At 63.6% G+C, this 23,376-nt stretch carries 19 protein-coding genes and 1 pseudogene; 16 read left to right on the top strand and 4 right to left on the bottom strand.

Features of this window, described 5'->3' with window-relative positions; all coding sequences use genetic code 11:
• From ACZYOF_RS05740 to ACZYOF_RS05785, 10 genes and pseudogenes are all read left to right on the top strand, one after another.
• Positions 1–138, top strand: a pseudogene (locus ACZYOF_RS05740) (IS256 family transposase); the annotation flags it as partial.
• A gap of 187 nt (positions 139–325) precedes the next feature.
• Positions 326–1,885, top strand: coding sequence for a GMC family oxidoreductase (locus ACZYOF_RS05745; protein WP_463715114.1), 1,560 nt, complete (start codon positions 326–328; stop codon positions 1,883–1,885).
• Positions 1,882–3,267: an amidohydrolase family protein gene (locus tag ACZYOF_RS05750; protein WP_463715115.1), complete on the top strand. Its 1,386-nt coding sequence runs from the start codon at positions 1,882–1,884 to the stop codon at positions 3,265–3,267. Before ACZYOF_RS05745 ends, ACZYOF_RS05750 begins: the two co-directional genes overlap by 4 nt.
• 10 nt (positions 3,268–3,277) lie before the next feature.
• Positions 3,278–4,144 (top strand): aromatic ring-hydroxylating dioxygenase subunit alpha, encoded by an 867-nt coding sequence (locus ACZYOF_RS05755; RefSeq protein ID WP_394570114.1) that lies wholly within the window; start codon positions 3,278–3,280, stop codon positions 4,142–4,144.
• Positions 4,145–4,408: 264 nt separating this feature from the next.
• Positions 4,409–5,110 carry a septum site-determining protein MinC gene (gene minC / locus ACZYOF_RS05760; protein WP_130578242.1) on the top strand — a complete coding sequence of 234 codons (702 nt, stop codon included), beginning with the start codon at positions 4,409–4,411 and terminating at the stop codon, positions 5,108–5,110.
• A 21-nt stretch (positions 5,111–5,131) separates the two neighbouring features.
• The gene (minD, locus tag ACZYOF_RS05765) at positions 5,132–5,947 is read left to right on the top strand and encodes a septum site-determining protein MinD (protein WP_130578241.1); all 816 of its coding nucleotides are present in this window, start codon (positions 5,132–5,134) and stop codon (positions 5,945–5,947) included.
• Positions 5,947–6,231 (top strand): cell division topological specificity factor MinE, encoded by a 285-nt coding sequence (minE, locus tag ACZYOF_RS05770; RefSeq protein ID WP_130578266.1) that lies wholly within the window; start codon positions 5,947–5,949, stop codon positions 6,229–6,231. The genes minD and minE overlap by 1 nt, the downstream gene beginning before the upstream one ends.
• Positions 6,228–6,530 carry a hypothetical protein gene (locus tag ACZYOF_RS05775; protein WP_130578240.1) on the top strand — a complete coding sequence of 101 codons (303 nt, stop codon included), beginning with the start codon at positions 6,228–6,230 and terminating at the stop codon, positions 6,528–6,530. The genes minE and ACZYOF_RS05775 overlap by 4 nt, the downstream gene beginning before the upstream one ends.
• Before the next feature lie 267 nt (positions 6,531–6,797).
• The gene (locus ACZYOF_RS05780) at positions 6,798–7,262 is read left to right on the top strand and encodes a (2Fe-2S)-binding protein (protein WP_130578239.1); all 465 of its coding nucleotides are present in this window, start codon (positions 6,798–6,800) and stop codon (positions 7,260–7,262) included.
• Positions 7,259–9,499 (top strand): xanthine dehydrogenase family protein molybdopterin-binding subunit, encoded by a 2,241-nt coding sequence (locus ACZYOF_RS05785; protein ID WP_463715116.1) that lies wholly within the window; start codon positions 7,259–7,261, stop codon positions 9,497–9,499. The genes ACZYOF_RS05780 and ACZYOF_RS05785 overlap by 4 nt, the downstream gene beginning before the upstream one ends.
• A gap of 29 nt (positions 9,500–9,528) precedes the next feature.
• On the opposite strand, the gene ACZYOF_RS05790 is transcribed toward ACZYOF_RS05785, so the two are convergent.
• Positions 9,529–12,039, bottom strand: a complete 2,511-nt coding sequence (locus ACZYOF_RS05790) for an arylsulfatase (RefSeq protein WP_463715117.1) — start codon at positions 12,037–12,039, stop codon at positions 9,529–9,531.
• Between the two features lie 301 nt (positions 12,040–12,340).
• Here ACZYOF_RS05790 and ACZYOF_RS05795 point away from each other — a divergent pair, with 301 nt between their 5' ends.
• The 6 genes from ACZYOF_RS05795 to ACZYOF_RS05820 all read left to right on the top strand — a co-directional run bounded on the left by ACZYOF_RS05795 (position 12,341) and on the right by ACZYOF_RS05820 (position 19,299).
• Positions 12,341–12,868, top strand: coding sequence for a DUF305 domain-containing protein (locus ACZYOF_RS05795; RefSeq protein ID WP_463715118.1), 528 nt, complete (start codon positions 12,341–12,343; stop codon positions 12,866–12,868).
• Positions 12,869–12,877: 9 nt separating this feature from the next.
• Positions 12,878–14,332, top strand: coding sequence for a YncE family protein (locus ACZYOF_RS05800; RefSeq protein WP_463715119.1), 1,455 nt, complete (start codon positions 12,878–12,880; stop codon positions 14,330–14,332).
• Between the two features lie 161 nt (positions 14,333–14,493).
• Positions 14,494–15,048, top strand: a complete 555-nt coding sequence (locus tag ACZYOF_RS05805) for an RNA polymerase sigma factor (protein ID WP_463715120.1) — start codon at positions 14,494–14,496, stop codon at positions 15,046–15,048.
• Positions 15,020–15,793, top strand: a complete 774-nt coding sequence (locus tag ACZYOF_RS05810; protein WP_394569256.1) for an anti-sigma factor family protein — start codon at positions 15,020–15,022, stop codon at positions 15,791–15,793. The genes ACZYOF_RS05805 and ACZYOF_RS05810 overlap by 29 nt, the downstream gene beginning before the upstream one ends.
• 1,112 nt (positions 15,794–16,905) lie before the next feature.
• Positions 16,906–17,481 (top strand): QcrA and Rieske domain-containing protein, encoded by a 576-nt coding sequence (locus tag ACZYOF_RS05815; RefSeq protein ID WP_349017031.1) that lies wholly within the window; start codon positions 16,906–16,908, stop codon positions 17,479–17,481.
• A 90-nt stretch (positions 17,482–17,571) separates the two neighbouring features.
• Positions 17,572–19,299 carry a methanol/ethanol family PQQ-dependent dehydrogenase gene (locus tag ACZYOF_RS05820; RefSeq protein WP_463715121.1) on the top strand — a complete coding sequence of 576 codons (1,728 nt, stop codon included), beginning with the start codon at positions 17,572–17,574 and terminating at the stop codon, positions 19,297–19,299.
• Between the two features lie 97 nt (positions 19,300–19,396).
• Here ACZYOF_RS05820 and ACZYOF_RS05825 read toward each other — a convergent pair whose 3' ends face one another.
• The 3 genes from ACZYOF_RS05825 to gfa form a co-directional block, all read right to left on the bottom strand.
• Complete coding sequence (locus ACZYOF_RS05825; RefSeq protein WP_463715122.1) at positions 19,397–21,715, bottom strand: xanthine dehydrogenase family protein molybdopterin-binding subunit; 2,319 nt, start codon at positions 21,713–21,715, stop codon at positions 19,397–19,399.
• A gap of 1 nt (position 21,716) precedes the next feature.
• A complete protein-coding gene (locus ACZYOF_RS05830; RefSeq protein WP_130580673.1) occupies positions 21,717–22,169 on the bottom strand; it encodes a (2Fe-2S)-binding protein in 453 nt (150 codons plus the stop codon).
• Between the two features lie 513 nt (positions 22,170–22,682).
• Positions 22,683–23,246 carry an S-(hydroxymethyl)glutathione synthase gene (gene gfa / locus ACZYOF_RS05835; RefSeq protein ID WP_130580674.1) on the bottom strand — a complete coding sequence of 188 codons (564 nt, stop codon included), beginning with the start codon at positions 23,244–23,246 and terminating at the stop codon, positions 22,683–22,685.
• Positions 23,247–23,376 lie beyond the last annotated feature (130 nt).

The following is a 23,376-nucleotide window of genomic DNA, read 5'->3' on the forward strand; positions in this document are numbered from 1 at the left end:
GTGCTGCCGTCTGCCGAGACCGCTGCGATGTTGTTCTGGGCGCTGCTGGCTTCCGGGCAGATCAGCATGCGCAAAGTCGACGGCTGGCAGACCCTCGCCAGCAAGCCCATTGCTCAGCCGGTTGATCTTGCCGCCTGAGCAGATATCATCCGTTCACCGGAGACTCGCGACGGACAAATTCCAACCAAGTTCGCGACGGCACCGGGTGGGGGTCTCTCCACGATTCGCGCTGTCGCGAGCGGAGAGAGCCCTCACCCGCTGCGCTTCGCGCAGCGACCTCTCCCGCAAGCGGGAGAGGTGAAACAACGCGCGTCGCTCCGTCGCCATGACCGCGCTCCTCCCCGCCTATGATTACATCGTGGTCGGCGGCGGATCCGGCGGCGCGGTGGTGGCGCGGCGGCTGGCCGAGCGCAGCGATGTCAGCGTGCTGCTGCTCGAAGCCGGGCCGTCGGATGCCGGCATTGCCGCGATCGAGGATGCGGCGCACTGGACCGCGCTGCTCGGTGGCCGCTACGATTGGGGCTACCGCTATGCGCCACAGCGCGAGCTGAACGGACGCAGCATCGCGATTCCGCGCGGCCGCGTGCTCGGGGGATCGTCGAGCCTCAACGCGATGCTGTGGTACCGTGGCCATCCGTCCGACTACGACGCCTGGGAGGCGGCGGGCGCGACGGGATGGAATTTCCGTTCCGTGTTGCCGTACTTCAAGCGCAGCGAGGACTGGGAGGGCGGCGCCTCCGACTATCGCGGCGCCGGCGGTCCCTTGCGTATCGAGCGCCCGCGCGATCCTCACCCGATTGCGCGCGCGATGATCGCGGGCGCCGCCGAGCTCGGCATCCCCGTGATCGACGATCCGAACGGCGCGACCAATGAGGGCGCCGGCCTCGCCAATCTCAACGTCAGCGAAGGCAAGCGCTGGAGCGCGGCGCGCGGTTATCTGCGGCCGGTGATGGACCGGAATAATCTCACCATCCACACCAATGCGCTCGCTATCGGCCTTTCCTTCGAGGGCCGCCGCGCCCGCGCGGTACGCTCGATCATCGACGGCGCCGTTGTTGAGACGCGCGCGGACTCCGAGATCATCCTGGCGCTCGGCGCGATCGACACGCCGCGGCTGCTCTTGATGAGCGGCATCGGGCCGGCGGAAGAATTGGCGCGGCTCGGCATATCAGTCACGGCCGATCTCGAAGGCGTCGGTGAGAATCTGCAGGACCATCCGCTGCTGATGGGCATGAACTTTCGCGCCAAGACTCCGCTCGGGCCGGTGCGCGACAATGGCGGCGGCAGCATGATGAACTGGAAGAGCGCTGCCGCGCTCGCCGCGCCCGATCTCCACGCTTTTGTCGTGCAGGGCCGCAACGCCAACGATGAGGTCGCCTCGGCTTACGATCTCTCCGGCGACATCTTCGCGATGTCGCCGGGATTGATGCGCTCGACCAGCGTCGGCCGCATGCGGCTTGAGAGTGCCGAGCCGGGCGCGGCGATCGATCTGCAGCCGAACTTCCTCGCCGAGGCCGCCGACCTCGAAGCGCTGATCGCCGGGATCGATACCATCATGGAACTGTCCGCCACCAGGGCCTTCGCCGACCTCATCGCTGCGCCGGCCGCGCCGGACCGTCTGCTATCCCGTAGCGAGAAGATCGAGTTCATCCGCATGAGCTGCTCGACCTTCTTCCACACCTGCGGCACCTGCGCGATGGGCACAGGCGAGCGCGCCGTGGTCGATCCACAGTTGCGCGTGCGCGGCGTCGAGGGCCTGCGAATCGCGGATGCCTCGGTGATCCCGATCATCCCGTCCTGCAATACCCATGCGCCCGTGGTGATGATCGGCGAGCGCGCCGCCGATTTCATCACCGGCATGAAACCTGCAGAGCGGCTGCCATGAACGCAGAGAAGGACCAGATCATCGCCGCTGATTTCGTCCTGACCATGGACGAAGCCAACCGCGTCATCCCTGACGGCGCGGTGCTGGTGCGCGGCGGCCGCATTGCCTCGGTCGGCAAGAGCGCCGCGCTCTGCGCCGCCGAGCCTGCGGCCGAGGTCACCTACCTCAGGAATTGCCTGGTCATGCCGGGGCTGGTGAACTGCCACATGCATTCCGGTTTCCTGCGCGGAACGGCAGAGCACCTGCCGGTGTGGGACTGGCTGCGGCTGCACATCAACCCGATGCACCGCGTGCTGCGGCCGCACGAAGCGGAGGCCGCATCCTATCTCTGCTATGCAGAAAGCGTGCTCTCCGGCACCACGACGACTGTCGACATGTGGCGCTTCATGGACGGCAGCGCGCGGGCGGCTCGTGCCATCGGCAATCGTCTCGTTGCCGTTCCCTATGTCGGCGAGCATCCCGACTACAATTATTTCGATACGCTCGACGACAACGAACTGTTAATCGAGGCCTGGAACGGCAAGGAGGACGGCCGCATCTCCGTCTGGGTCGGGCTCGAACATCTCTTCTATTCCGACGAAGCCGCGCAACGCCGCGCCGTCGAGATGGCCAAACGCCACCGCACCGGTTTCCACACCCATTGCAGCGAGGCCTCGATCGAGGTCGCCGAGTTCGAGAAGCGTTACGGCAAGCGGCCCATGTTCGTGCTCGACGATCTCGGCTTGTTCGAGACGCCGCGGGCGATGATCGCGCATGCGGTCTGGCTCGACGATGCCGAGATCGCGCTGCTGGCCCGCCGCGGCGTCTCGGTGGCGCACAACCCCGTCAGCAACATGAAGCTCGCCAGCGGCATCGCCCCCGTGGAGGCCATGCTGCGGGCCGGGCTTGCGGTCGGCCTCGGCACCGACGGCGAGAAGGAGAACAACAATCTCGACATGTTCGAGGAGATGAAGGCGGCCTCGCTGCTCGGCAAGCTGAAATCGCTCAATGCGGCTGCACTGGATTCCTGGACCGCGCTGCGGATGGGTACGATCATGGGCGCGCGTGCCATCGGTCTCGACCATGAGATCGGCTCGCTCGAAATCGGCAAGAAGGCCGACCTGATCGCGGTGCGCACCGACACGCCGCGGATGACGCCGCTGTTCGGCGAAGGACCCTATTTCAACCTGCAGCACAATCTGGTGCATGCGGTGCGCGGCGGCGACGTCGCGCTGACCATGGTCGATGGCCGGATCGTCGTCGAGGACGGCCAGTTGACGACGGCCGATCTGCGCGCGTTGATCGATCATGTTCACGAAGTGGCGCCGGGATTGTTCGCGCGCCGCGCCGCCTGGCTCGCCGAGCACGTCCACGGCTCGGTGCAGTGGACCGGCGCGGTTTGACGGGCAGGCAATGGCGAAAACCAGTGATCCCGTCGCGCTGAACGAATGGTACGCGATCGAGACGCTGTCCGAGGTGGCGTCAACGCCGCGCCTCACGCGCCTGCTCGGCCAGGATCTGATCGTCGACCGCGCCGCCGATGGCGCGCCGCGCGTACGGGAGCTCGTCGCGGGCACACCGACCGCGCCGCTCCCGACCCGCGAGCGCTACGGCTGCCTCTGGACCACGCTCGGCGAGCCGCGGCGCGAGATCTTCGACATCGCTGAGGCCGCGGAGGAGGACCGCCGCTTCGTGATTTGCGGCTGGGTCAAGCTGCGCACCTCCGCGCCGCGCGTGATCGAGAATTTCCTCGACATGGCGCATTTCCCTTTCGTCCATCACGACATTCTCGGCGCCGAGCCGCACACGGAGGTGCCGACTTATGAGAGCGAGATCCGCCGCGACGTTGACGAGGTCTGGGCGACCAATTGCCGGTTCTTCCAGCCGCGCATCGCCGTGACGGAATCTGCCGGCGATTTCGTGCAGCTCACCTACCGCGTGCCGTCGCCGTTTACGGTGATGCTCTACCGCGTATGCCCTTCCGCTCCCTCGCGGCTTGATGCGATCGCGCTGTTCATCCAGCCGATCGAGGAGGAACTGTGCCGCGCCCAGCCGGTGATGTTCCTGGTCGACGCGCAGTCGGCCTACAACGACATGCTGAAGTTCGAGCAGGTGATCTTTTCCCAGGACCGCATCATCGTCGAGAACCAGCGTCCCTTGCGGCTGCCGCTCGAACCACGCGCGGAGATCCCGACCCGCGCCGACAGCTCCTCCGTCGCCTATCGCCGCTGGCTCAAGGAAAAGGGCCTCCGCTACGGCACCATCGCCGGCTCGCGATGACCTCTGCCCCGTAGCCCGGGTGAAGCGGAAGCGCAACCCGGGACGGCGGCATCAGCGTTGGCCAGTGGTCCCCGGGTTACGCTGACGCTCCACCCGGGCTACGGCGCTGCGCCACTGATTCGGCGTGCCCCGTCATGCTGTTGCCCTCCGGCGCCGCATGATGGGCCTTTTTTACCTTTTTCCGTGGAATTTCAGTCTCGTTAACGGATGATTAACCATGGCTACCGATCATTAACCATTCGAAAAGGAGCTGAGTCGGCCGCGATGGACGCACCTGTGCAGTCAAACCGTCAACTGGTCCGCATGCGGGGCCGATCCTACGTTGCGTTCGTGTTTACCCCCGTTGTCCCGATCGTGGGCTGGCTCGGGGAAATCGACGCGACACTCGCCCGCTCGCCCGGATTTTTCGTCGGCAAGCCCGTGGTGCTTGACCTCTCGGCGCTGGACCTCAGCCAGAGCGCCATCCAGCATCTCGTCGCCAACCTCGAGCAGCGCAATATCCGCGTGCTCGGCATCGAGGGCGTCAGCCCCGACCATCTCACCAACAGCCTGCCGCCGCTGCTCACGGGCGGCCGGCCCTGCGGGCTCCCGCAGTCTGAGCCGCCAAAGCCGCAAGCCAAGGCAGCGAAGCCGAAACAGACATCGCTGCTGCTCGACCAGCCGGTGCGTTCCGGCCAGTCGATCGTGTTCGCCGACGGCGATGTCACCGTGCTGGGCTCGGTCGGCTCGGGCGCCGAAATCGTCGCCGGCGGTTCCATCCACGTCTATGGAACGCTGCGCGGCCGCGCGATGGCCGGCATCAACGGCAATTCATCGGCGCGGATCTTCTGCCAGAGGATCGAAGCCGAACTACTGGCCATCGATGGCTACTACCAGACCGCAGAGGACATCGGCGAAAGCCTGCGCAGCCGGCCGGCCCAGGCGTGGCTCGAAGACGATGCCCTCAAAATCACAGCGCTGAATTGATCGACCAAAGGAGGAGAGAAAATGGCCAAGGTTTTGGTCGTGACGTCTGGGAAGGGAGGCGTCGGCAAGACGACGTCCACGGCTGCGCTCGGTGCGGCTCTCGCGCAAGCCGGACAAAGCGTTGTCGTGATCGACTTCGATGTCGGCTTGCGCAACCTCGACCTCGTCATGGGTGCGGAACGGCGGGTCGTGTTCGACCTCATCAACGTGGTGCAGGGCGTCGCCAAGCTCTCGCAGGCGCTGATCCGCGACAAGCGCCTGGAGAATCTGTGGCTGATTCCAGCATCGCAGACCCGCGACAAGGACGCGCTCACGGATGAGGGCGTGCGGCGGGTCATCAACGAGCTCAGGACCAAGTTCGACTGGATCCTGTGCGACAGCCCGGCGGGCATCGAACGCGGCGCGACGCTGGCGATGCGCTATGCAGACGAGGCGGTCATCGTCACCAATCCCGAAGTCTCCTCGGTGCGCGATTCCGACCGCATCATCGGCATGCTGGATTCGAAGACCGCGAAAGCGGAGCGGGGCGAGCGGGTCGAGAAGCACTTGCTCGTCACCCGATACGACGCCTCGCGCGCCTCGCGCGGCGAGATGCTCTCGATCGACGACATCCTGGAAATCCTTGCGACGCCGCTGCTCGGGATCATCCCCGAGAGTCAGGACGTGCTGCGCGCATCCAATGTCGGTTGCCCGGTCACGCTGAACAGCACCACCAGCGCGCCCGCCCGCGCCTATATGGATGCGGTGCGCCGCCTGATGGGCGAGACGGTGCCGATGACGGTGCCGGTCGAACGCAAGGGACTGATGAACAGGCTATTACGACGGAGGGCGGCATGATGAATCTCCTGCGGCTTATCGGCGGCCGCTCTGGCTCCGCGCCTGTCGCGCGGGAACGGCTGCAGATCCTGCTCGCGCATGAACGCGGGGTTGGCGGCAGCGGCGCGCCCGAACTGTTGGAAATGCTGCGATCCGAAATCCTCGCCGTGGTTTCCAAGCATGTCGATCTCGATCCGGAGAAAGTCGTGGTCAAGATGGATCGGGGCAAGTTTGTCTCGATGCTCGAGGTCGATATCGAAGTGCCCAATGCTACGCAACGATCCAAGCTGGTGGCTGCGACATGACGGCGGACAGCGATAGCCATATTGCCTGGCAACGGGCGCAGGTCAGGAAGCAGCGCGCTGCGCTCAAGGAATTGGAGATCGCCCGGTTCGGGGGCGCCCCTATCCCGACTTTCAACCGGAAGACCGAGCAGGCGATCAGCGAGCTGAAGCGAAAGATCCTGGAAGCGGAGCGCTGCATCGCCGATTACGAGCGGCGAACCAAGCGGCCGCTGGCCACCGACGGGCGAAGCCTCGCCAGCGTAAGCTGGAGCAACTGGGACGCCAACGTCGGCGGTACCCCGCAGCGCCGCCGCGCCTGATACTTTCGTAGCCCGGGTGAAGCGCAACGCGCAACCCGGGACGTCTGTATCTACGTTTGCGAGCGGTCCCGGGTTACGCGTTCGCTTCACCCGGGCGACGATTGCGTGCGGCGTGATGCCGCGAAAGCGCACACGCGTGTGTGAACTGCCTCCGAACCGCTATGACAGAGCCAGCGCTTTGGCATAGGCTGCCTCCACTCTGACCTGAACGGCAGAGAAGATGCGCATGCGATCGAGGATCGTCATCGCATAGGCTCCGGAGGTCGCATGCGGCTCATCGTCGACGGCAGGACGCATGAGGTTGAGGTCGAAGACGAGATGCCCCTGCTGTGGGTCTTGCGCGACGTGCTCGGCATCACCGGTCCCAAATATGGCTGCGGAATTGCGATGTGCGGGGCCTGCACAGTGCATGTCGGCGGCGAGCCGGTGCGTTCCTGCTCACTGCCGGTCGGCGATGTCAAAGCCGACGTCATCACGATCGAAGGATTGGGCACACCGGCGGCGCTGCATGCGGTCCAAAAGGCGTGGGTCGAGCACCAGGTCGCGCAATGCGGCTACTGCCAGTCCGGCCAGATCATGTCGGCCGCCGCGCTGCTCCGCGCCAACGGCAATCCGAGCGACGACGACATTGATGAGGCGATGTCCGGCAATCTCTGCCGCTGCGGCACCTATCCGCGCATCCGCGCCGCGATCAAGACCGCGGCGCGTGAACTCAAGGGCCGCCCGACATGAGCAGGGCCGGCACCATCGCGCGGCGCACCTTCCTGATCGGCACTGCCGTGATCACGGGTGGCGTCGCGTTCGGCGTCTATGCCTATAAGCGCGAGCCGATCAATCCGCTGCTGAAGGAGCTTGGCGATGGGCAGGCGGCGCTGACGCCTTATGTGCGCATCGACCAGACCGGCGTCACCATCATCACGCCGCGCGCCGATCTCGGACAGGGTGTCGCGTCAGTGCTTGCGGCCTTGGTCGCCGAGGAGCTCGATATTGCCTGGAACGACATCAGGATCGATTTCGGGCCGCCGAGCAATGCTTATTATAATGGCATCGCCGCCGCCGAGGGCCTTCCCGTTCCGGCAACCGACACCAGCATCAAGGCGCGCTCTGCGCGCGTCGTGGGCGATGCGGTGAGCAAGTTCCTGGGACTGCAGATCACCGGCGGGTCGTCGTCGGTCGCCGATGCCTATGAGAAGATGCGCATTGCGGGGGCGGCCGCCCGCGAAGTCCTGTTGCATGCGGCGGCGATGCGGACCGGAATTCCAAAGCACCAATTGAAGACCAGGGACGGCAGCGTGATCACGCCGCGCGGCGAGATGCTGAGTTACGCGTCGCTGGCAGCGGAAGCCGCCAAGATCGAGCCGCCGCGCAAGGTCCGGCTCAAGCCGGAGTCGGAGTGGCGCTATCTCGGCAAGCCGATGCAGCGCATCGACATCGTCGCGAAGTCGACCGGCACTGCGACCTTCGGCATCGATATCAGGATGCCCGGCATGGTCTATGCGACGGTTCGCGCCAATCCCGGCATCGGCGGCGGCATCAGGGGATATGACGCGAGTGCGGCGGAGAAGGCGAGGGGAGTTATTGCGGTCGTGCCGATCACCGGCGGGGTCGGCGTGATCGCCGACAACACCTGGCGCGCCTTCAAGGCGGCGGAACTGATCAAATGCGATTGGGGACCGGCGCCCTATCCTCCATCCAGTGCGGCGATGTTCGAGACCGTCGCGGCCTCCTTCACCGGCGAGCGCCAGGACAGCCGGCTCAAGGATGAGGGCGATATCGAGGCGGCGCTGCAGGGCGATGGCGTGATCGAGGCCGAATACAAGGTGCCATATCTCGCGCATGCGCCGCTCGAGCCGATGAACGCCGTGGTCCAGCTCAAGGACGGACGGCTCGATATCTGGACGGCCACGCAGATGCCGCTGTTCTTGGTGGCGGCGGCGGCCGAAGTCAGCGGGCTTGCGCCTGACAAGATCCACCTTCATTCATTGATGTCAGGCGGCAGCTTTGGCCGGCGCCTCGAGGATGACTATGTCCGCCAGGCGGTCGAGCTCGCAAAGGCGCATCCCGGGTCTCCGATCAAGATGACCTGGAGGCGCGAAGAGGACATGACCCACGACTTCCCGCGCCCGCTCGGCATGGCGCGCATGCGTGGCGCGGTCAGGGATGGCAAGCTTGAAGCCTACGACCTCAAGGTCGCCTGTCCGTCGGTGACAGCCTCTCAGATCGGCCGGCTGCACATGCCGACCTTCGGGCCGGATATCGCGATCGTGGCGGGCGCCTGGGACCAGCCGTTGCGGATTCCGCATTATCGCGTCACCGGCTATCGCGTGCCGGAGCTGGTGCCGGTGAGCTCCTGGCGCTCGGTTGGCGCGTCGGCAAACGGTTTCCTGCACAATGGCTTCCTCGATGAGTTGATCCACACGGCGGGCGCCGATCCGCTCCAGGAACTGATCCGGCTGTGCTGGCACGAGCCGTCGCGCAGGGTGCTTGAAGCGGTGGGCGAGATGTCGAAATGGGGCAGCGATCTCGGCAAGAATCGCGGCCGCGGCATCGCGTTCACGCTGTCATTCGGCGTGCCGGTGGCCGAGGTCGTGGAAGTCTCGAACACGCCGCGCGGCATCCGGATTGACAATGTGTTCGTCGCCGCCGATGTCGGCAAGGTGCTCGATCCCCTGAACTTCGAGAACCAGGTTCAGGGCGCAGTGATCTGGGGATTGGGCCACGCCGTCAATTGCGAACTGACGTTCAAGGACGGCGTCGCCGAGCAGACGAACTTCGACGCCTACCAAGGCTTGCGCCTCAATCAGGCGCCGGCGATCGAAGTACGCGCCGTCGACAACGGCAGCCCGATCCGCGGCATCGGCGAGCCCCCGGTTCCTCCCGCCGCTCCCGCACTCGCCAACGCCATCTTCGCCGCCACCGGCAAGCGCATCCGCGAGTTGCCGTTGAACAAGCACATCGATTTCGTTTGAGCCTCTACATTCGCTGATCCGTTCCCGCGTCAATCGGCCTTGGCCTTCTCTCGCATCGCCGCCTGCAGGGTCTTGATGTCTGCGGGCGAGAGTTGTGGGCGATCGACCCTGATCGTCAGCCTGTTGAGCTTGGCCGTCAGCGGGAACGGCGGCTTGTAGTCGGCATCGTTCACGCCGGTGAGCGTGTCGGAGCCGATGTCAAAGCTCTCGTCCCACTGCAGAATCATCGGCAGCGTCTTCGCCATCCGTTTTGTGGCGACCTCCTTGCCGTCGACCTTCAGCGTGCCGGTGCCGGGCTGTCCGAGACCGCTGAAGCTGTTGTACTCGAGCGTGGCGACGCCAATGCCGTCATACTTGAAGTCGAACTCGACCGCATGCCGGCCCGCCGATAGCGCATCGGGGCCTTCCCACTTGATGCGTTCGAGGTCGACCAGGTTCCACAAGAACACCGGCTTGCCCCGCAGCAAGTAGAAGCCATAGCCGGCGAACCGCCCTCCCGAGGTCAGGATCATGCCCTCCGCGCCGCCCTGCGGCACGTCGATGTCGGCGGCGATCGTGTAGGACGCATTGAGCAGCAGCGGCGAATCTCCCTGCGGCAATCCCGTCATTGGTCGCGTGTACACGAACTCCGTGCGTCCAGCGGTGATGTTTGGTCGCGGCGCGATGATGCGCGCCGCGACCGATGCGTCGAGCGGGAAGACCTGGTGCTTCCTGGCCTCGGCGATGAACATCTCCTTCATCTCCTTGGCCTTCTGCGGGTTCGTGGCCGCGATGTCGTCGGACTGGCTGAAGTCCTTGCTCAGGTCATAGAGCTGCAGCACCTGATTGTTCAGCGGATCGGGGTTGGCCGGGCCGAACGCCTGCCAGGGCGCGCGATTGACCTTGGTGCTGAGCATCCAGCCGTCGTGGTAGAGCGCCCACTGGCCCATCATCTCGAAGTATTGCGTCTGGTGCCGCGATGGCACCTTGGCGTTCGGTCCATCGAACGTGTAGGCAAAGCTCGTGCCCTCGATCGGCGCCTGCTTGATGCCGTCCACATAATCAGGGGCCTGAATGCCGGCGGCCTCGAGGATCGTCGGCACGACGTCGATCACGTGGACGAACTGCTCGCGCAAGGAACCCTTGTCCTTGATGCGCGCCGGCCACGACACGACCATATTCTGGTTGATGCCGCCGAGCCTGGATGCGTTCTGCTTGAACCAGTCGAACGGCGTGTCAAACGCCCACGACCAGCCAGCCGACATGTGGTTGTACGTCTGCTCGGTGCCCCAGACGTCGTAGAACTTCATCTGCACATCGACAGGCAGCTCACTCAGACCATTGAAGAACGCGACCTCGTTAGGCGTGCCGAGCGGTCCGCCCTCAGCGCTGGTGCCGTTGTCGCCGTTGATGTAGATGATAAGCGTGTTATCAAGCTTTCCGAGGTCTTCGAAATGCTTGATCACGCGACCGATCTCGTAGTCGTTGTAGGCAGCGTAGGCCGCAAACACTTCGACCTGACGGATGAAGAGTTTCTTCTCCTCCGCCGTAAGCTGGTCCCACGGCTTTAGGATATCGCTGGGCCATGGCGCGAGTTTGGTGTCACTCGGGATCACGCCGAGCCGCTTCTGGTTCTCGAATATGCGCTCGCGAAGCTTTTCGTAACCGTCGTCGAACAGGTGCATCGCGCCGATCTTGTCCACCCATTCCTTGGTCGGGTGGTGCGGCGCGTGCGTCGCGCCGGGCGCATACTTGATGAAGAGCGGTTTGGACGGATCGGTCTGGTGGACGCGCGTCATCCAATCGATGGCGTCGTCGGCCATTGCGGTGACGAGATTCCAGGTGCCCGGGGCCTTGCCCAGGAATGGGTAGATTTGCGTCGTGTTGCGGAAGAGGTTCGGCTGCCACTGGTTGGCGTCACCGCCCACAAAGCCGTAGAAGTATTCGAAGCCCATGCCGGTTGGCCACTGATTGAACGGGCCGATCTGGCTGGCCTCGAAGGCTGGCGTATTGTGATCCTTGCCGAACCATGACGTCGCGTAGCCGTTGCCGAGCAGGATCCGCCCGATCGTCGCCTTGTCCTTGCCGATGATGCTGTCATAGCCGGGGAAGCCGGTCGACTGTTCCGAGATCACGCCGAAGCCGGCCGAGTGGTGGTTGCGCCCGGTGATCAGCGCCGCGCGGGTCGGCGAACACAGCGCGGTGGAGAAGACGCGATTGTAGCGCAGGCCCTCATTGGCGATGCGATCCATCGTCGGAGTCGGGATGACTCCCCCGAAGGTGCTCGGCACGCCGAAGCCGGCGTCATCAGTGATGATCAGCAGCACGTTCGGCGCGCCCTGCGGCGGGACCATGCGCGGCGCCCACCACGGCTTGGATTGCAGGGCGTCGTCCCGGATTACGCCGCCAAACGTCGGATCTGGCGGCGGGAGTTGCCTGCCGTCGATCGTGGTCGTGGCGCTGGGCGAACCCGCAGCGCCAGTCGTCTGCTGTGCCATCGCGGGCACAATCGTGAGCATGGTCAACGTAGCAGCGCAGGACAACAGCGCGGACATTTTCATGACCGATCCTCCCTACTGGGTCTCTGCCATGGGCCAAAAGTGCACACCAACTGCATGGAAGTAGGGCCGGACACCTTGGTGTTGACGTAGATCAACGGATGGGTCGTGGAGGTTCGGGCAAGCCGCGCGGCATCAGGATCCTAACGTTTATGTGATCGGGCCGTTTGGCAGTCCCTTGCCTTTGCAATCACTGCGCTTTCCGAGATCTGCGCGTCGCCGCTCCAGAATCTCGAAGGCTCGATGGAATAAGACGCGCCCGCACGCGTCACACCCGCACAACGCATCAAATATGGAGGCCAGAATGCGTAGGCCATCGTTTCACGGCGCCGTGACGGCGCTGTCAGGCATGCTTCCGAGACCAGGTCTAGGCACTGTGGTTCTTGGCGCGCGCCTTCTCATCGCGTTTGCTCTTCCGTCGCATGTGCTTGCGCAGGAAGCCCACCCGCCTGTCCCGCCGGCCGTTGCCGCCGACGAGGCTCCGTTCTGGAAAGAGAACGAGGCCGCGATGATCAAGATGATGAACGACATGGAGATCAAGCCGACCGGCGACGTCGACCGCGACTTTGTGGCGATGATGTCCCCTCATCATCAAGGCGCGATCGACATGGCGATCAGCGAACTGCGCTACGGCAAGAACGAACAGTTACGGCGCATCGCGCAAGAGATCATCGTCGATCAGATGCAGGAAATCGCAGCCATGAAGCTTGCGATCGGCCAGCCGGTGACGGATGCCGCGCCTGCCCCCACACAACAGCAACCAGCTTCGACTCCGGTCGAACATCACCACTCAGGCATGTCGATGGACATGTCATCGGGAATGAAGAAGTAGGAGCAAACCATGACGATCTGGAAGAGCCTTCTCCTTGCAGGCACGATGCTTGCAACCAGTTCCGGCGCCTGGGCAGGACAAGCGCCCGGCGCGCTGTCCGCGCCTGACGTGCCGATCAGCCATCACGACCGCGTTTACGCAGCGGAGCAATTCTCGAATACGGTCTCGGTGACGGACCCTGTCGATAACAAGCTCCTCGGCGTCATCAGGTTGGGCGATCCACAACCCGTTAACTTCAGCCCGCTCTACAAGGGGCAGGTTCTCGTCCACGGGATGGGCTATTCGCCCGATCATCGGACCCTGGCGGTGGTCTCGATCGGATCGAACTCGGTGACCTTCATCGACACCGCGACCAATGCCGTCAAGCATGTGACCTATGTCGGCCGATCGCCGCATGAAGCATTCTTCACGCCCGATGGCCGGGAGGTCTGGGTCACCGTGCGGGGCGAGAACTATATCTCTGTGATCGATAGCAAGACGTTCGCAGAGAAGACCCGTATCACCACGCCCAGCGGTCCGGGCATGCAGATCTTCTCGCCCGACGGAAAATATGGCTACATCTGCTCGTCCTTCAACCCGGAGACAGACGTCGTCTCCGTTGCCGATCACAAGATCATCGCGAAGGTCAAGCAGGAGAGTCCGTTCTGCCCGAACATCGCCGCGACGCCAGACGGAAACCAGGTGTGGTTCACGCTCAAGGACACCGGCACGACGCAGGTGTTCAATGCCAGGCCGCCGTTCAATCTGATCAAGACGATCGACAGCGGCCCGATCACCAACCACGTTAACTTCGCCCATACGGCGAAGGGGACTTTCGCCTACGTTACGATCGGCGGCTTGAACCAGGTCAAGGTGTTCCGCACGGATGATTTTTCGGAGGTCGCGACCATCCCTGTCGGGAATCTTCCGCACGGTGTGTGGCCGTCGGGCGATGGCAGCCGGATCTATGTCGGGCTTGAGAATGCCGACGCGCTCGCAGCGATCGACACGGCGACCAATACGGTGATCGCCAACATCCCGATCGGACAAGCGCCTCAGGCCATCGCCTATGTTCCGAACGCCGCCCCGGATCCGGACGACCGCCAGAACCTGCAGGCGCTCGGTGTCGCGGGCCAGGCCGCGCACCTCTCGCTCGGACCGAAGGATGGGTCAAAGGACGAGAAAGCTCCGACGAGCGTTTCGCTGTTCGATCAGGGCCTGATCCAGGTGCTGCAGGCGTCGGTGACCGGTCTGACGCCAAAGCAGAAATACGTGCTTGCGCTGGCAGACCACGCTGACGGAAGCGGTTCTCTGCAACCGCTGGCGGCCTTCATGACCAATCCGGCCGGATCGGCCATCGTCAATGCCGTTGGGCCGATCCGACAGATCGTCCAGGATCCGGCAACTCCGGAACGGCGATATCTGGTCATTGCCCCCGGAGATGCGACGACGTCCGGAGAGGCGGTACAGGTGCAAACGCGGTGATGGTAGAGTGAGGGCAAGCTAGAGCATGATCCGGGAAAAGTGGAAACCGGTTTTCCCTCGCGACAAACGCGAAGCGTTTGCGCGGAGATCATGCTCAAACAAAGAGATGAGATCATGATCCGATTGCGTCCAATCGGATCATGATCGAGGCGGAGTGCGCCATGGAAGACATGCTGAGGCAGGTCGAACCGTTGATACCCGCGCTCCGCCGCTATGCACGCGCACTGGTTCGCAACCGCGCGAATGCCGACGACCTGGTGCAGGATTGCCTGGAGCGTGCCGTCAGCCGCTGGTACCAGCGGCGCGACGGCGATGTCCGCGCCTGGCTCTTCACGATCCTGCATAACCTGGCGATCAATCAGTTTCGCCAGTCAGCGACACGCGGCAGGCATGTCCCGATCGACAACACCAATGAGAATGATTTGGGCGAGGCCGCAGCGCAGGAACAAAAATTGATGTATCAGGACGTTCTGAACAAGCTCGCGAAACTTCCCGAAGACCAGCGTGCCGTACTGCTGCTTGTTGGCGTCGAAGACCTCTCCTATGCGGATGCCGCGAAGGTGCTCGATATTCCCGTGGGCACGGTGATGTCGCGGCTCTCTCGGGCGCGCGAAAGGCTGCGGCAGGAGATCGAAGGCACTGCGATCGATGCGCCAACCAACATTGTGTCAATACGGAGCGTGAAGAATGAGCCATCGACCGATCACGGAGGATGATCTCCACGCCTATGTGGACCGTGTCCTCGAACCGGAGCGGCAGGCAGAAGTCGCCGCTTATCTGGGTGATCATCCGGATGTCGCCAGACGCGTCGCCTCCTTCAGCGATCAGCGCGATCGGTTGCGCGCGGCGTTCGCGCCGATCGCCGAGGAACCCTTGCCGGCAGAGCTCAATCTGTCGCGCATCATCGAGCAGCGTTCGCGACGACCGTCGCCGGTTCGGTGGGCGATGGCGGCGATGCTGCTGTTGAGCATCGGTGGTCTCGGCGGCTGGTTCGTACGCGGCGCGCTGCAGGCGTCGCCGAGCGGACTGGTTGCGCTCGCGCAGGAGGCCGCCATCTCGTATAGCGTCTATGCACCGGATCGTGTCCGACCTGTCGAGGTTCGTGCGTCCGAGAGCGCTCAACTCGTGCAGTGGCTCTCCGACCGGCTGCATCGGCCGGTGAAGGTGCCGGATCTGACCACGTCGGGCTACCGGCTGATGGGAGGGCGCCTTGTCGCCAGTTCGCACGGTCCCGCCGCAATGTTCATGTATGACGATGACCACGGCAGTCGGATCGTCGTGCTGACCCGACCGATGAGCAGCGCGGACCAGAACGCGCCAATGACGCCCCAATCGCAGGGCGGTGTTGGAGGCTTCGCCTGGGCTGACGACGGCGTTGGCTACAGTCTGATCGGCCCCGCCGCTCCGGAGTCCTTGAGGCCGATTGCAAATGAGGTTCGGAGACAGGCTCGTTCGATCTGAACGCGACGGTTGTTCTGCGCCGCAATGACGATGTGGATGCAGAGGGTGCGACATAACAACCCGTCGGGCAAATCAGCAAAAGTCTGTCCAGCCCTCGCGTAAAAAACATTCTGCTTTCACCGTCGGGCAAATCAGTGATTTAACTCCGCGCGTCTCAGCGCGAATGAGGGGCGGGTCGCGATCGTCACGAACGTTGCGGTGAGATGCGGTGGACGCGGCTGTTGCGACAGACGAACGCAACATCAGCGGACGGCGAAGTCGTGTGGTCTTGGCGCCCCGACGCTGGCGCTAAGTTCGCAGAGATGATCTGTGAGTGATGGTGGCAAGAAAGCCCGGTCACCAAGGAGAGCACGAAGTAAGCCGTAAACCATCGCGCAGGGAAAGCCGGAATGCTTCGGTTGAACCTGTGGTCCTACCCCCGTGCTTTTTGTTGCACGGGACCCACGGGTGCAACCAGCACCCGGCTTTCCCTGCGCCCTCTGATATCGAGGAGGGTGGAACGAGACGCAAAGCTCGGACGCAAAGCGTCGCGAGAACGCGGACACATATCCTCACGCTGTTTGAATCAAACGTAGGATGGGTAGAGCGAAGCGAAACCCATCGCGATGAAGCAAGCGGCGTGAATGATGGGTTTCGCTCCCGCTCTACCCATCCTACGATCCTGCGACGGCGTCGTAGGGTGGGCAAAGCGAAGCGTGCCCACCATTACGAGCGGAGTGCTGATGGTGGGCACGCTGCGCTTTGCCCACCCTACGGCTGATTGACAACTGAATCGGAATTTCCCCTCGCGCCGGGCACGAGCGAGGATGTGTTAGCGGGCTATTACAATTGGCGCTGTCATCTGCACGCGCTGCACACTTTGCTTGGCGTGCCGCACAAATTCAGGAACGTCCAAGCTGACGCGCAATTCATCATTGACGCATTGCTGCTCGCGCGTGATGTGATGAGAGCTTGAGCATCGCGGCTGCTGCCAACAACGAGCAGCGAGAGAAAGAATGACTCGCTTCGACGGAGTCGTGGATTGCCTTCTTTTCGGCAGAGTTCCGGCGCTCATTTGCACCGGGTCTGAATTCAAGCTCGGTGTTACACCTCAACCCAAGATGGAACTCGAGATGCACCATCCAGACCAGACACGTCGTTCGCTTCTGAAGGTTCTTGCCACCGGCGCCTGCGTTGCGGCCACCGGGCCTGCTGCGGCGCAAGAGGATCAGCCCGGCAGCAGCGAGCGGCCGAAGAAAGGCGATCTCCTCGTTCTCTCCGAAGGAGACCGCGCCGGCCAAGTCATCAAGTCCGACGATCTCAAGCCAGGCGGCCCGCCGGTACGCGCCTGGCCGAAGGATCCCGCCACCTCGGTGGTCCGCAAAGGTTCGCGTTTGAATGAAGTGCTTGTCATCAGGCTAAATCCCGATGAACTCGATGATGACACGCGCGCGCGTTCGGCCGACGGCATCGTCGCCTATTCAGTGATCTGCGCGCATGCCGGATGTCCGATCACCGGCTGGGTGAAGGCGGCCGAAAGCGACGAGAAGGTCCTCAAGTGTTTTTGCCACAATTCCGAATATGACCCGCGGCACAGCGCGGACGTCGTGTTCGGGCCGGCAACCCGTCGTCTGGCGGCGCTTCCGCTGGCTCTCACTGACGGTTCGCTCACCGTGTCTGCGGTGTTCGTAGGAAAGGTAGGTGTTTGAGGCAAAGGATCAGGCAACGCTGTTGAATTGGAATTTTACAACCGAAGGTTGTGATCGCAAATGAAAAACAGAGCAGGGAGGTAGCATCTAATGACCAGGAAACAATGGCTTCTCACGAGTGCAGCGGCGTTCGCGTGCCTTGTCTCAACCGCCGCAGTGGCCGGCCCGATCGAGAATTACAGCCCGGTGACCTCGGCGCGTCTCGAAAATCCCGAGCCGGGCAACTGGATGCTGTATCGGCGGACCTATGACGGGCAGGGCTATAGCCCGCTCGAGCAGATCAACGCCTCGAACGTCAAGAGCCTGACCCCGGTATGGACCTTCTCCACCGGCGTGATCGAAGGCCACGAGGCGCCGCCGATCGTCAACAACGGCGTAATGTTCGTTGCAACCCCGATGGGGCAGGTGATCGCGCTCAACGCCAAGACCGGCGATGAATATTGGCGCTACAAGCGGCAGCTTCCGGAAGACCTGTTCCAGTTGCATCCGACCAGCCGCGGCGTCGGCCTGTGGCAGGACAAGCTCTATCTCGCCACGACGGATGACCATGTGGTCGCGCTCGATGCCAAGAGCGGCAAGGTGGTCTGGGATACGAAGGTGCAGGACTACAAGAAGGGCCAGTACATGACCCTGATGCCGTTGGTCGTCGACGGTAAGGTTATCGTCGGCGGTTCTGGCGGCGAGTTCGGCGTTCGCGGTTATGTCGTCGCCTACGACGCCAACAACGGCAAGGAACTGTGGCGCACCTTCACCATTCCCGCGCCCGGCGAGCCCGGCAGCGAGACGTGGAGCGGCGACGACTGGAAGACCGGCGGCGGATCGGCCTGGATGACGGGCAATTACGACGCGGATACCAAGACGGTCTATTGGGGCGTCGGCAACGCCGCACCATGGCCCGGCTCGGCGCATGCCGGCGACAATCTCTACACCAGCTCCGTGCTGGCGCTCGATCCGGACACCGGCAAGATCAAGACGCACTTCCAGTATCACCAGAACGATTCCTGGGACTGGGACGAGGTCGAGGCGCCGATCCTGGTCAACCTGGAACGGGAAGGCCGTCCGTTCAAGGCGCTCATCCATCCGGGGCGCGATGCGATCTTCTGGGTTCTGGAAGCGAAGCCCGATCGCATCAACTATGTGACCGGCTGGCCGTTCGTGTACACGAATGTCTGGAAGGGCATCGAGAAGGAGACCGGCAGGCCGATCGTCGATCCCGAGCACAAGCCGGTGCTCGGCAAGCGTGTCGAATTCTGTCCGTCGCTGTGGGGCGGCAAGGATTGGCCGTCGGCGGCCTATAGCCAGAAGACCAAGCTCGTCTACGTTCCCGCCAACGAGAACTTCTGCGGCGGCTTCTCCGGCGAGAAAACACCGCTGGTTCCCGGCCAGCTCTGGCTCGGCACCAAGCCGGAGGACATCGGTCTGACGGTGCGCCCGGGCGCCACTCACATGGGCGAGTTGCAGGCCTGGGATCCGGCCACCGGCAAGAAGGCCTGGTCGCACACCTTCCCGAAATCGCAACTGTTCGGTTCGGTGTTGGCGACCGCGGGCGATCTGGTCTTTGCCGGCGGCACCAACGATCGTAACTTCCGCGCCTTCGATGCCAAGAGCGGCGAACTGCTGTGGGAGCAGAAGACCAATTCCGGCATCATGGGCATGCCGATGTCCTATGAGGTCGACGGCACGCAATATATCGCGATCCAGTCGGGCTGGGGCGTCGATGCGCAGCGCATCCAGGATGCCTTGGCCACCCAGAATGTCGGCGTGGAGAACAACGTGCCCCAGGGCGGCGTCGTCTGGGTGTTTGCGGTCAAGAAATAGCGACGCGCAGGACAGCCAGCAAAAAAGAGCGGCGGACCGAAAGGTCCGCCGCTCTTCTTTAGGGATCAGTTGATCGATGAACTGCTTGCGTTCGGCCTTACGCCTCCAGTTGCTTGCCGATCGGCATCGCGCGGATGCGTTTTCCGGTCGCGGCGAAGATCGCGTTGATCAGCGCCGGCGCGAATGGCGGCACGCCGGGTTCACCGACGCCGCTCGGCGGCGTATCGGGGCTGGCGGGCGGCACGATGTAGACATTGGTCACGGCAGGGGATTCGTCGATCCGGATCACCGGGTAATCGTCGAAATTGCCCTGCTGCACCTTGCCGTCCTTGAAGGTGACCTCGCCGTACTTGGCGAGGCTCAGGCCCATGATCGCCGCGCCCTCGATCTGCGACTGGATGCGCTCGGGGTTGACGTAGGTGCCGCAGTCGATCGCGGTGTCGACCCGCGGCACCGTCAGCTTGCCCTTGTCGTCGACAGCCACCTCGACGATGGTCGCGATGTAGCTGACGAAGCTCCTGTGCACCGCGATGCCGAGGCCATGGCCCTTGGGCACCGAGCGTCCCCAGCCGCCCTTGTCGGCAACCAGTTCGACCACCTTGCGCAGCCGCGCGGTGTCGATCGGGTAGCTGTCATAGGGCTCGCCATAGTTCCAGGGATCCTTCACCGAGGAAAGATTGACGATCCGCGGCGAACCGATCAGCTCCAGCAGCATATCCTTCGGATCGCGGTTGGTGGCTTGGGCAATTTCGGCGACCATGGACTGCACCGCGAAGGCGCGCGGGATGTTCGACACCGACCGGAACCAGCCGATGCGGGTATGCGCGGCCGCTTCCGGGTTCTCGCACTGCAGGTTGGCGATCTCGAACGGGTTGTCGATCAATCCCATGCCGAGCTCGAACGGCGCCTGGTGGACGGTCCCGGCGGCGAACGTGGAGGCGATGGACGGGGCCACGCTGCGATGGCGCCAGGCGATCACCTTGCCACTCTTGTCGAGGCCCGCCTCGATCCGCTCGACGGACACCGTGTGCAGGAAGTCGTGGCGCACGTCGTCTTCGCGCGTCCACTGCACCTTCACGGGCACCCCGAGCTCTTTCGAGAGCAGCGCGGCCTCAAGCGCGAAGTCGCATTTCGACTTCCGCCCGAAACCGCCGCCGAGCAGCGTGACGTTGACGGTCACGTTCTCCTCGGGGATGCCGAGCGTCTTGGCGACGTCCTCGCGCGTTCCGCCCGGGCTCTGCACGGGAGCCCAGACCTCCGCCTTGTCACCTTTGACGTTGGCGACCGCGACCGGCGGCTCCATGCTGGCATGGGCGAAATGCGGCAGGTAGTACTCGCCGACGATGACCTTGTCGGCGCTCTTCAACGCCGCCTCGACATCGCCCTCCTTGCGCACGATGAGGCCTGGCTTGCGCGCGGCCGCCTCGAGCTCGGCGCGATAGGCGACCGAGTCGTATTTGGCATTGGCGCCGTCGTCCCAGGTCACCTTCAGCGCGTTGCAGCCCTTGATCGCCGCGCCGGTGTTGCGTGCGATCACGGCCACGCCGCCGAGCGGCTGGAATTTCGACGGCCACGGCCATCCCTTCACTTCCATCACCTTCTCGACGCCGGAGACCTTCAGCGCGTCGGCGGGATCGAAGGAGACGAGCTTGCCGCCGGTCACCGGCGGACGCGCTATGATCGCATATTTCATGCCGGGCAGCCGTACGTCGCCGCCATAATGAGCGGCACCGGTCGTGATGTCGTGGAGGTCGACGATGCCAATCTCGCCCTTGCCGAGATAGCGGAAGTCCTTCGGGTTCTTCAGCTTCAAGCCTTCAACGCTCGGTACCGACTCCTTTGCGGCATCGGCCGCCAATTCGCCAAAGCCGAGCTTGCGTCCGCTCGCGCTGTGGACGACTTCGTGATTGACGGCCTTTACCTCGGCTGCCGGCACGCCCCAGCGTTTTGCGGCGGCCTGCTCGAGCATGGTGCGAGCCGAGGCGCCGATCTGGCGCATCGGGATCAAATAGTGGCGCGTGCTGCGCGAGCCGTCGGTGTCCTGGTTGCCGAACTTGACCTCATCGCCATGCGCCTGCTGGACGCGGACGCGCGACCAGTCGGCTTCCAGCTCTTCGGCCACGATCAGCGGCAGGCTGGTGCGCACACCGGTTCCCATCTCGGAGCGGTGCGCGATGATCGTGACAATGCCGTCCGGCGCGATCGACACGAAGACGCGCGGGTCGACCACGACGCCGTGCGGCATCTTCCCCGCGCCGGTCTCGTAGGCAAAGCTCGGACGTATCATCACGGGCGCAGCGAGCACGAACCCGCCGGCCAGCCCCAAGGTCTTCAGGATGCTGCGGCGCGAAACGTTCTCGATCTTGATGTGCTTCTCGAAACCGCGAAGCTTGTTGGGATTGGTGAGGATATTCATGTCACACCCCCGTCGATGCGAGATGAACCGCGTTCTCGATCCGCTGGTAGCAGCCGCAGCGGCAGATGTTGCCGGACATGGCCTCGCGGATCTGGTCGTGCGACGGTTTTGGATTGTCCGTCAACAGCGCGGCGGCCTGCATGATCTGGCCGGCCTGGCAATAGCCGCATTGCGGCACGTTGACCTGGCGCCAAGCCTTCTGCACCGGGTGATCACCGGTCGGATGCAGGCCCTCGATGGTGGTGACCTCGCGTCCGGCCGCATCCGAAACCGAGGTGATGCAGGCGCGCACCGCCTGCTTATCGATGATCACGGTGCAGGAGCCGCACAGCGCCTGACCACAACCGAATTTGGTGCCGGTGAGCCCTATTTCGTCACGGATGAACCAGAGTAGCGGAAGATCGGGATCGCCATCCCAATTCTGTTCCTGACCATTAATCTTCAACTTGACCATGATCGTCCCTCGCTCTTCTTAAGCTGTTGATGTTTGCAGGCCACGAGCGAGAACATATTTCTCCCTACGCTCGCGACCACTCCTGGGTCTCGTACGGCGGGCTGGTCCTTTGGAGATGCTTAAGGGGAGCCCGTTGCACGCTCGGTAGTCCGTGTCCGGCTGCTCCTTTGCTATGTTCAAATGAAATGCGCCGCCCGCGCGCATCGGGAAAAACAAATGCTACCAGAAACCGATGCGACAGTGACTTCACAGCCCGGTGTTCTGCATTTGCCGTTTGTCAAAAGCGGGGCCGACAGTCGATGATATGAGATCGTCAGGATATTTTTGCAAACGCGGCCGGCGAAAATGCACCGCCGCCGGGCAGGCGCGGATCGGGAAAAGGCGGAATTGACCTATTCACGGAAGCAATATGAAGGATAGGCGCGTGCGGCTAAATGCTGCGGTGCGGGCGCGAATGGCGCCGCTGGCGGTCGAGCACCGCCAGCGGGAGCGCGGGCAAATCAGGCAGCCTTGTTAAGCGGCCTTGGATTTCGCCACGTGGGTCGCGATCGCATCCATCAATGCCGGCGACAGGCAGTCATAGGGCTCGAGTCCCAATTCCTTTAGCCGGCCGCGGATCGCCGGCATGTCCTCCGGCTTGGCGCCGGACTCGATCACCGACGAGACGAACGCAGCAAATCCCGGCGCCGCCGAGCCGCTTTCCTCGAACAGCTCGGGATGGATGAAGTCGAGGCCATAGAACGGATGCGCCTTGTTTTCGATCCGCCCGTACATATGCGTGCCGCAGTCCTTGCAGGCATAGCGCTGGATCACGGCCGCGGGGTCGACGACCTGCAGCTTGTCGCCATTTTCCAGGACCGTCAGGTTCTGTCTCGGCACCACCGCAACGACCGAGAACATCGCTCCTTCCGGCTTCCAGCATTTGGTGCAGCCACAGGCGTGGTTATGGGCGACGTCGCCCTTGATCGCCACTTTCACCGGTCGGTCCGTGCACTCGCAGACCAGCGTGCCGCCGGCAAAGCTGCCGGAGCCCTTCTGGACGCCGTTGTCAATCGACGGGTGGAGATGAACAGTCATGGGTCAATCCTCCTAGTGTTTGACACGTTGATTCTGGAACGGGACATCGTGATCCCGTTCCACCTTTTGCTGGAGCATAACCCTTCCGGGGAGCCGGGTCCGCTTCCGCCGACGCGGCCCTCCGGATTCG

Source organism: Bradyrhizobium sp. LeoA1Lang (assembly GCF_055413685.1).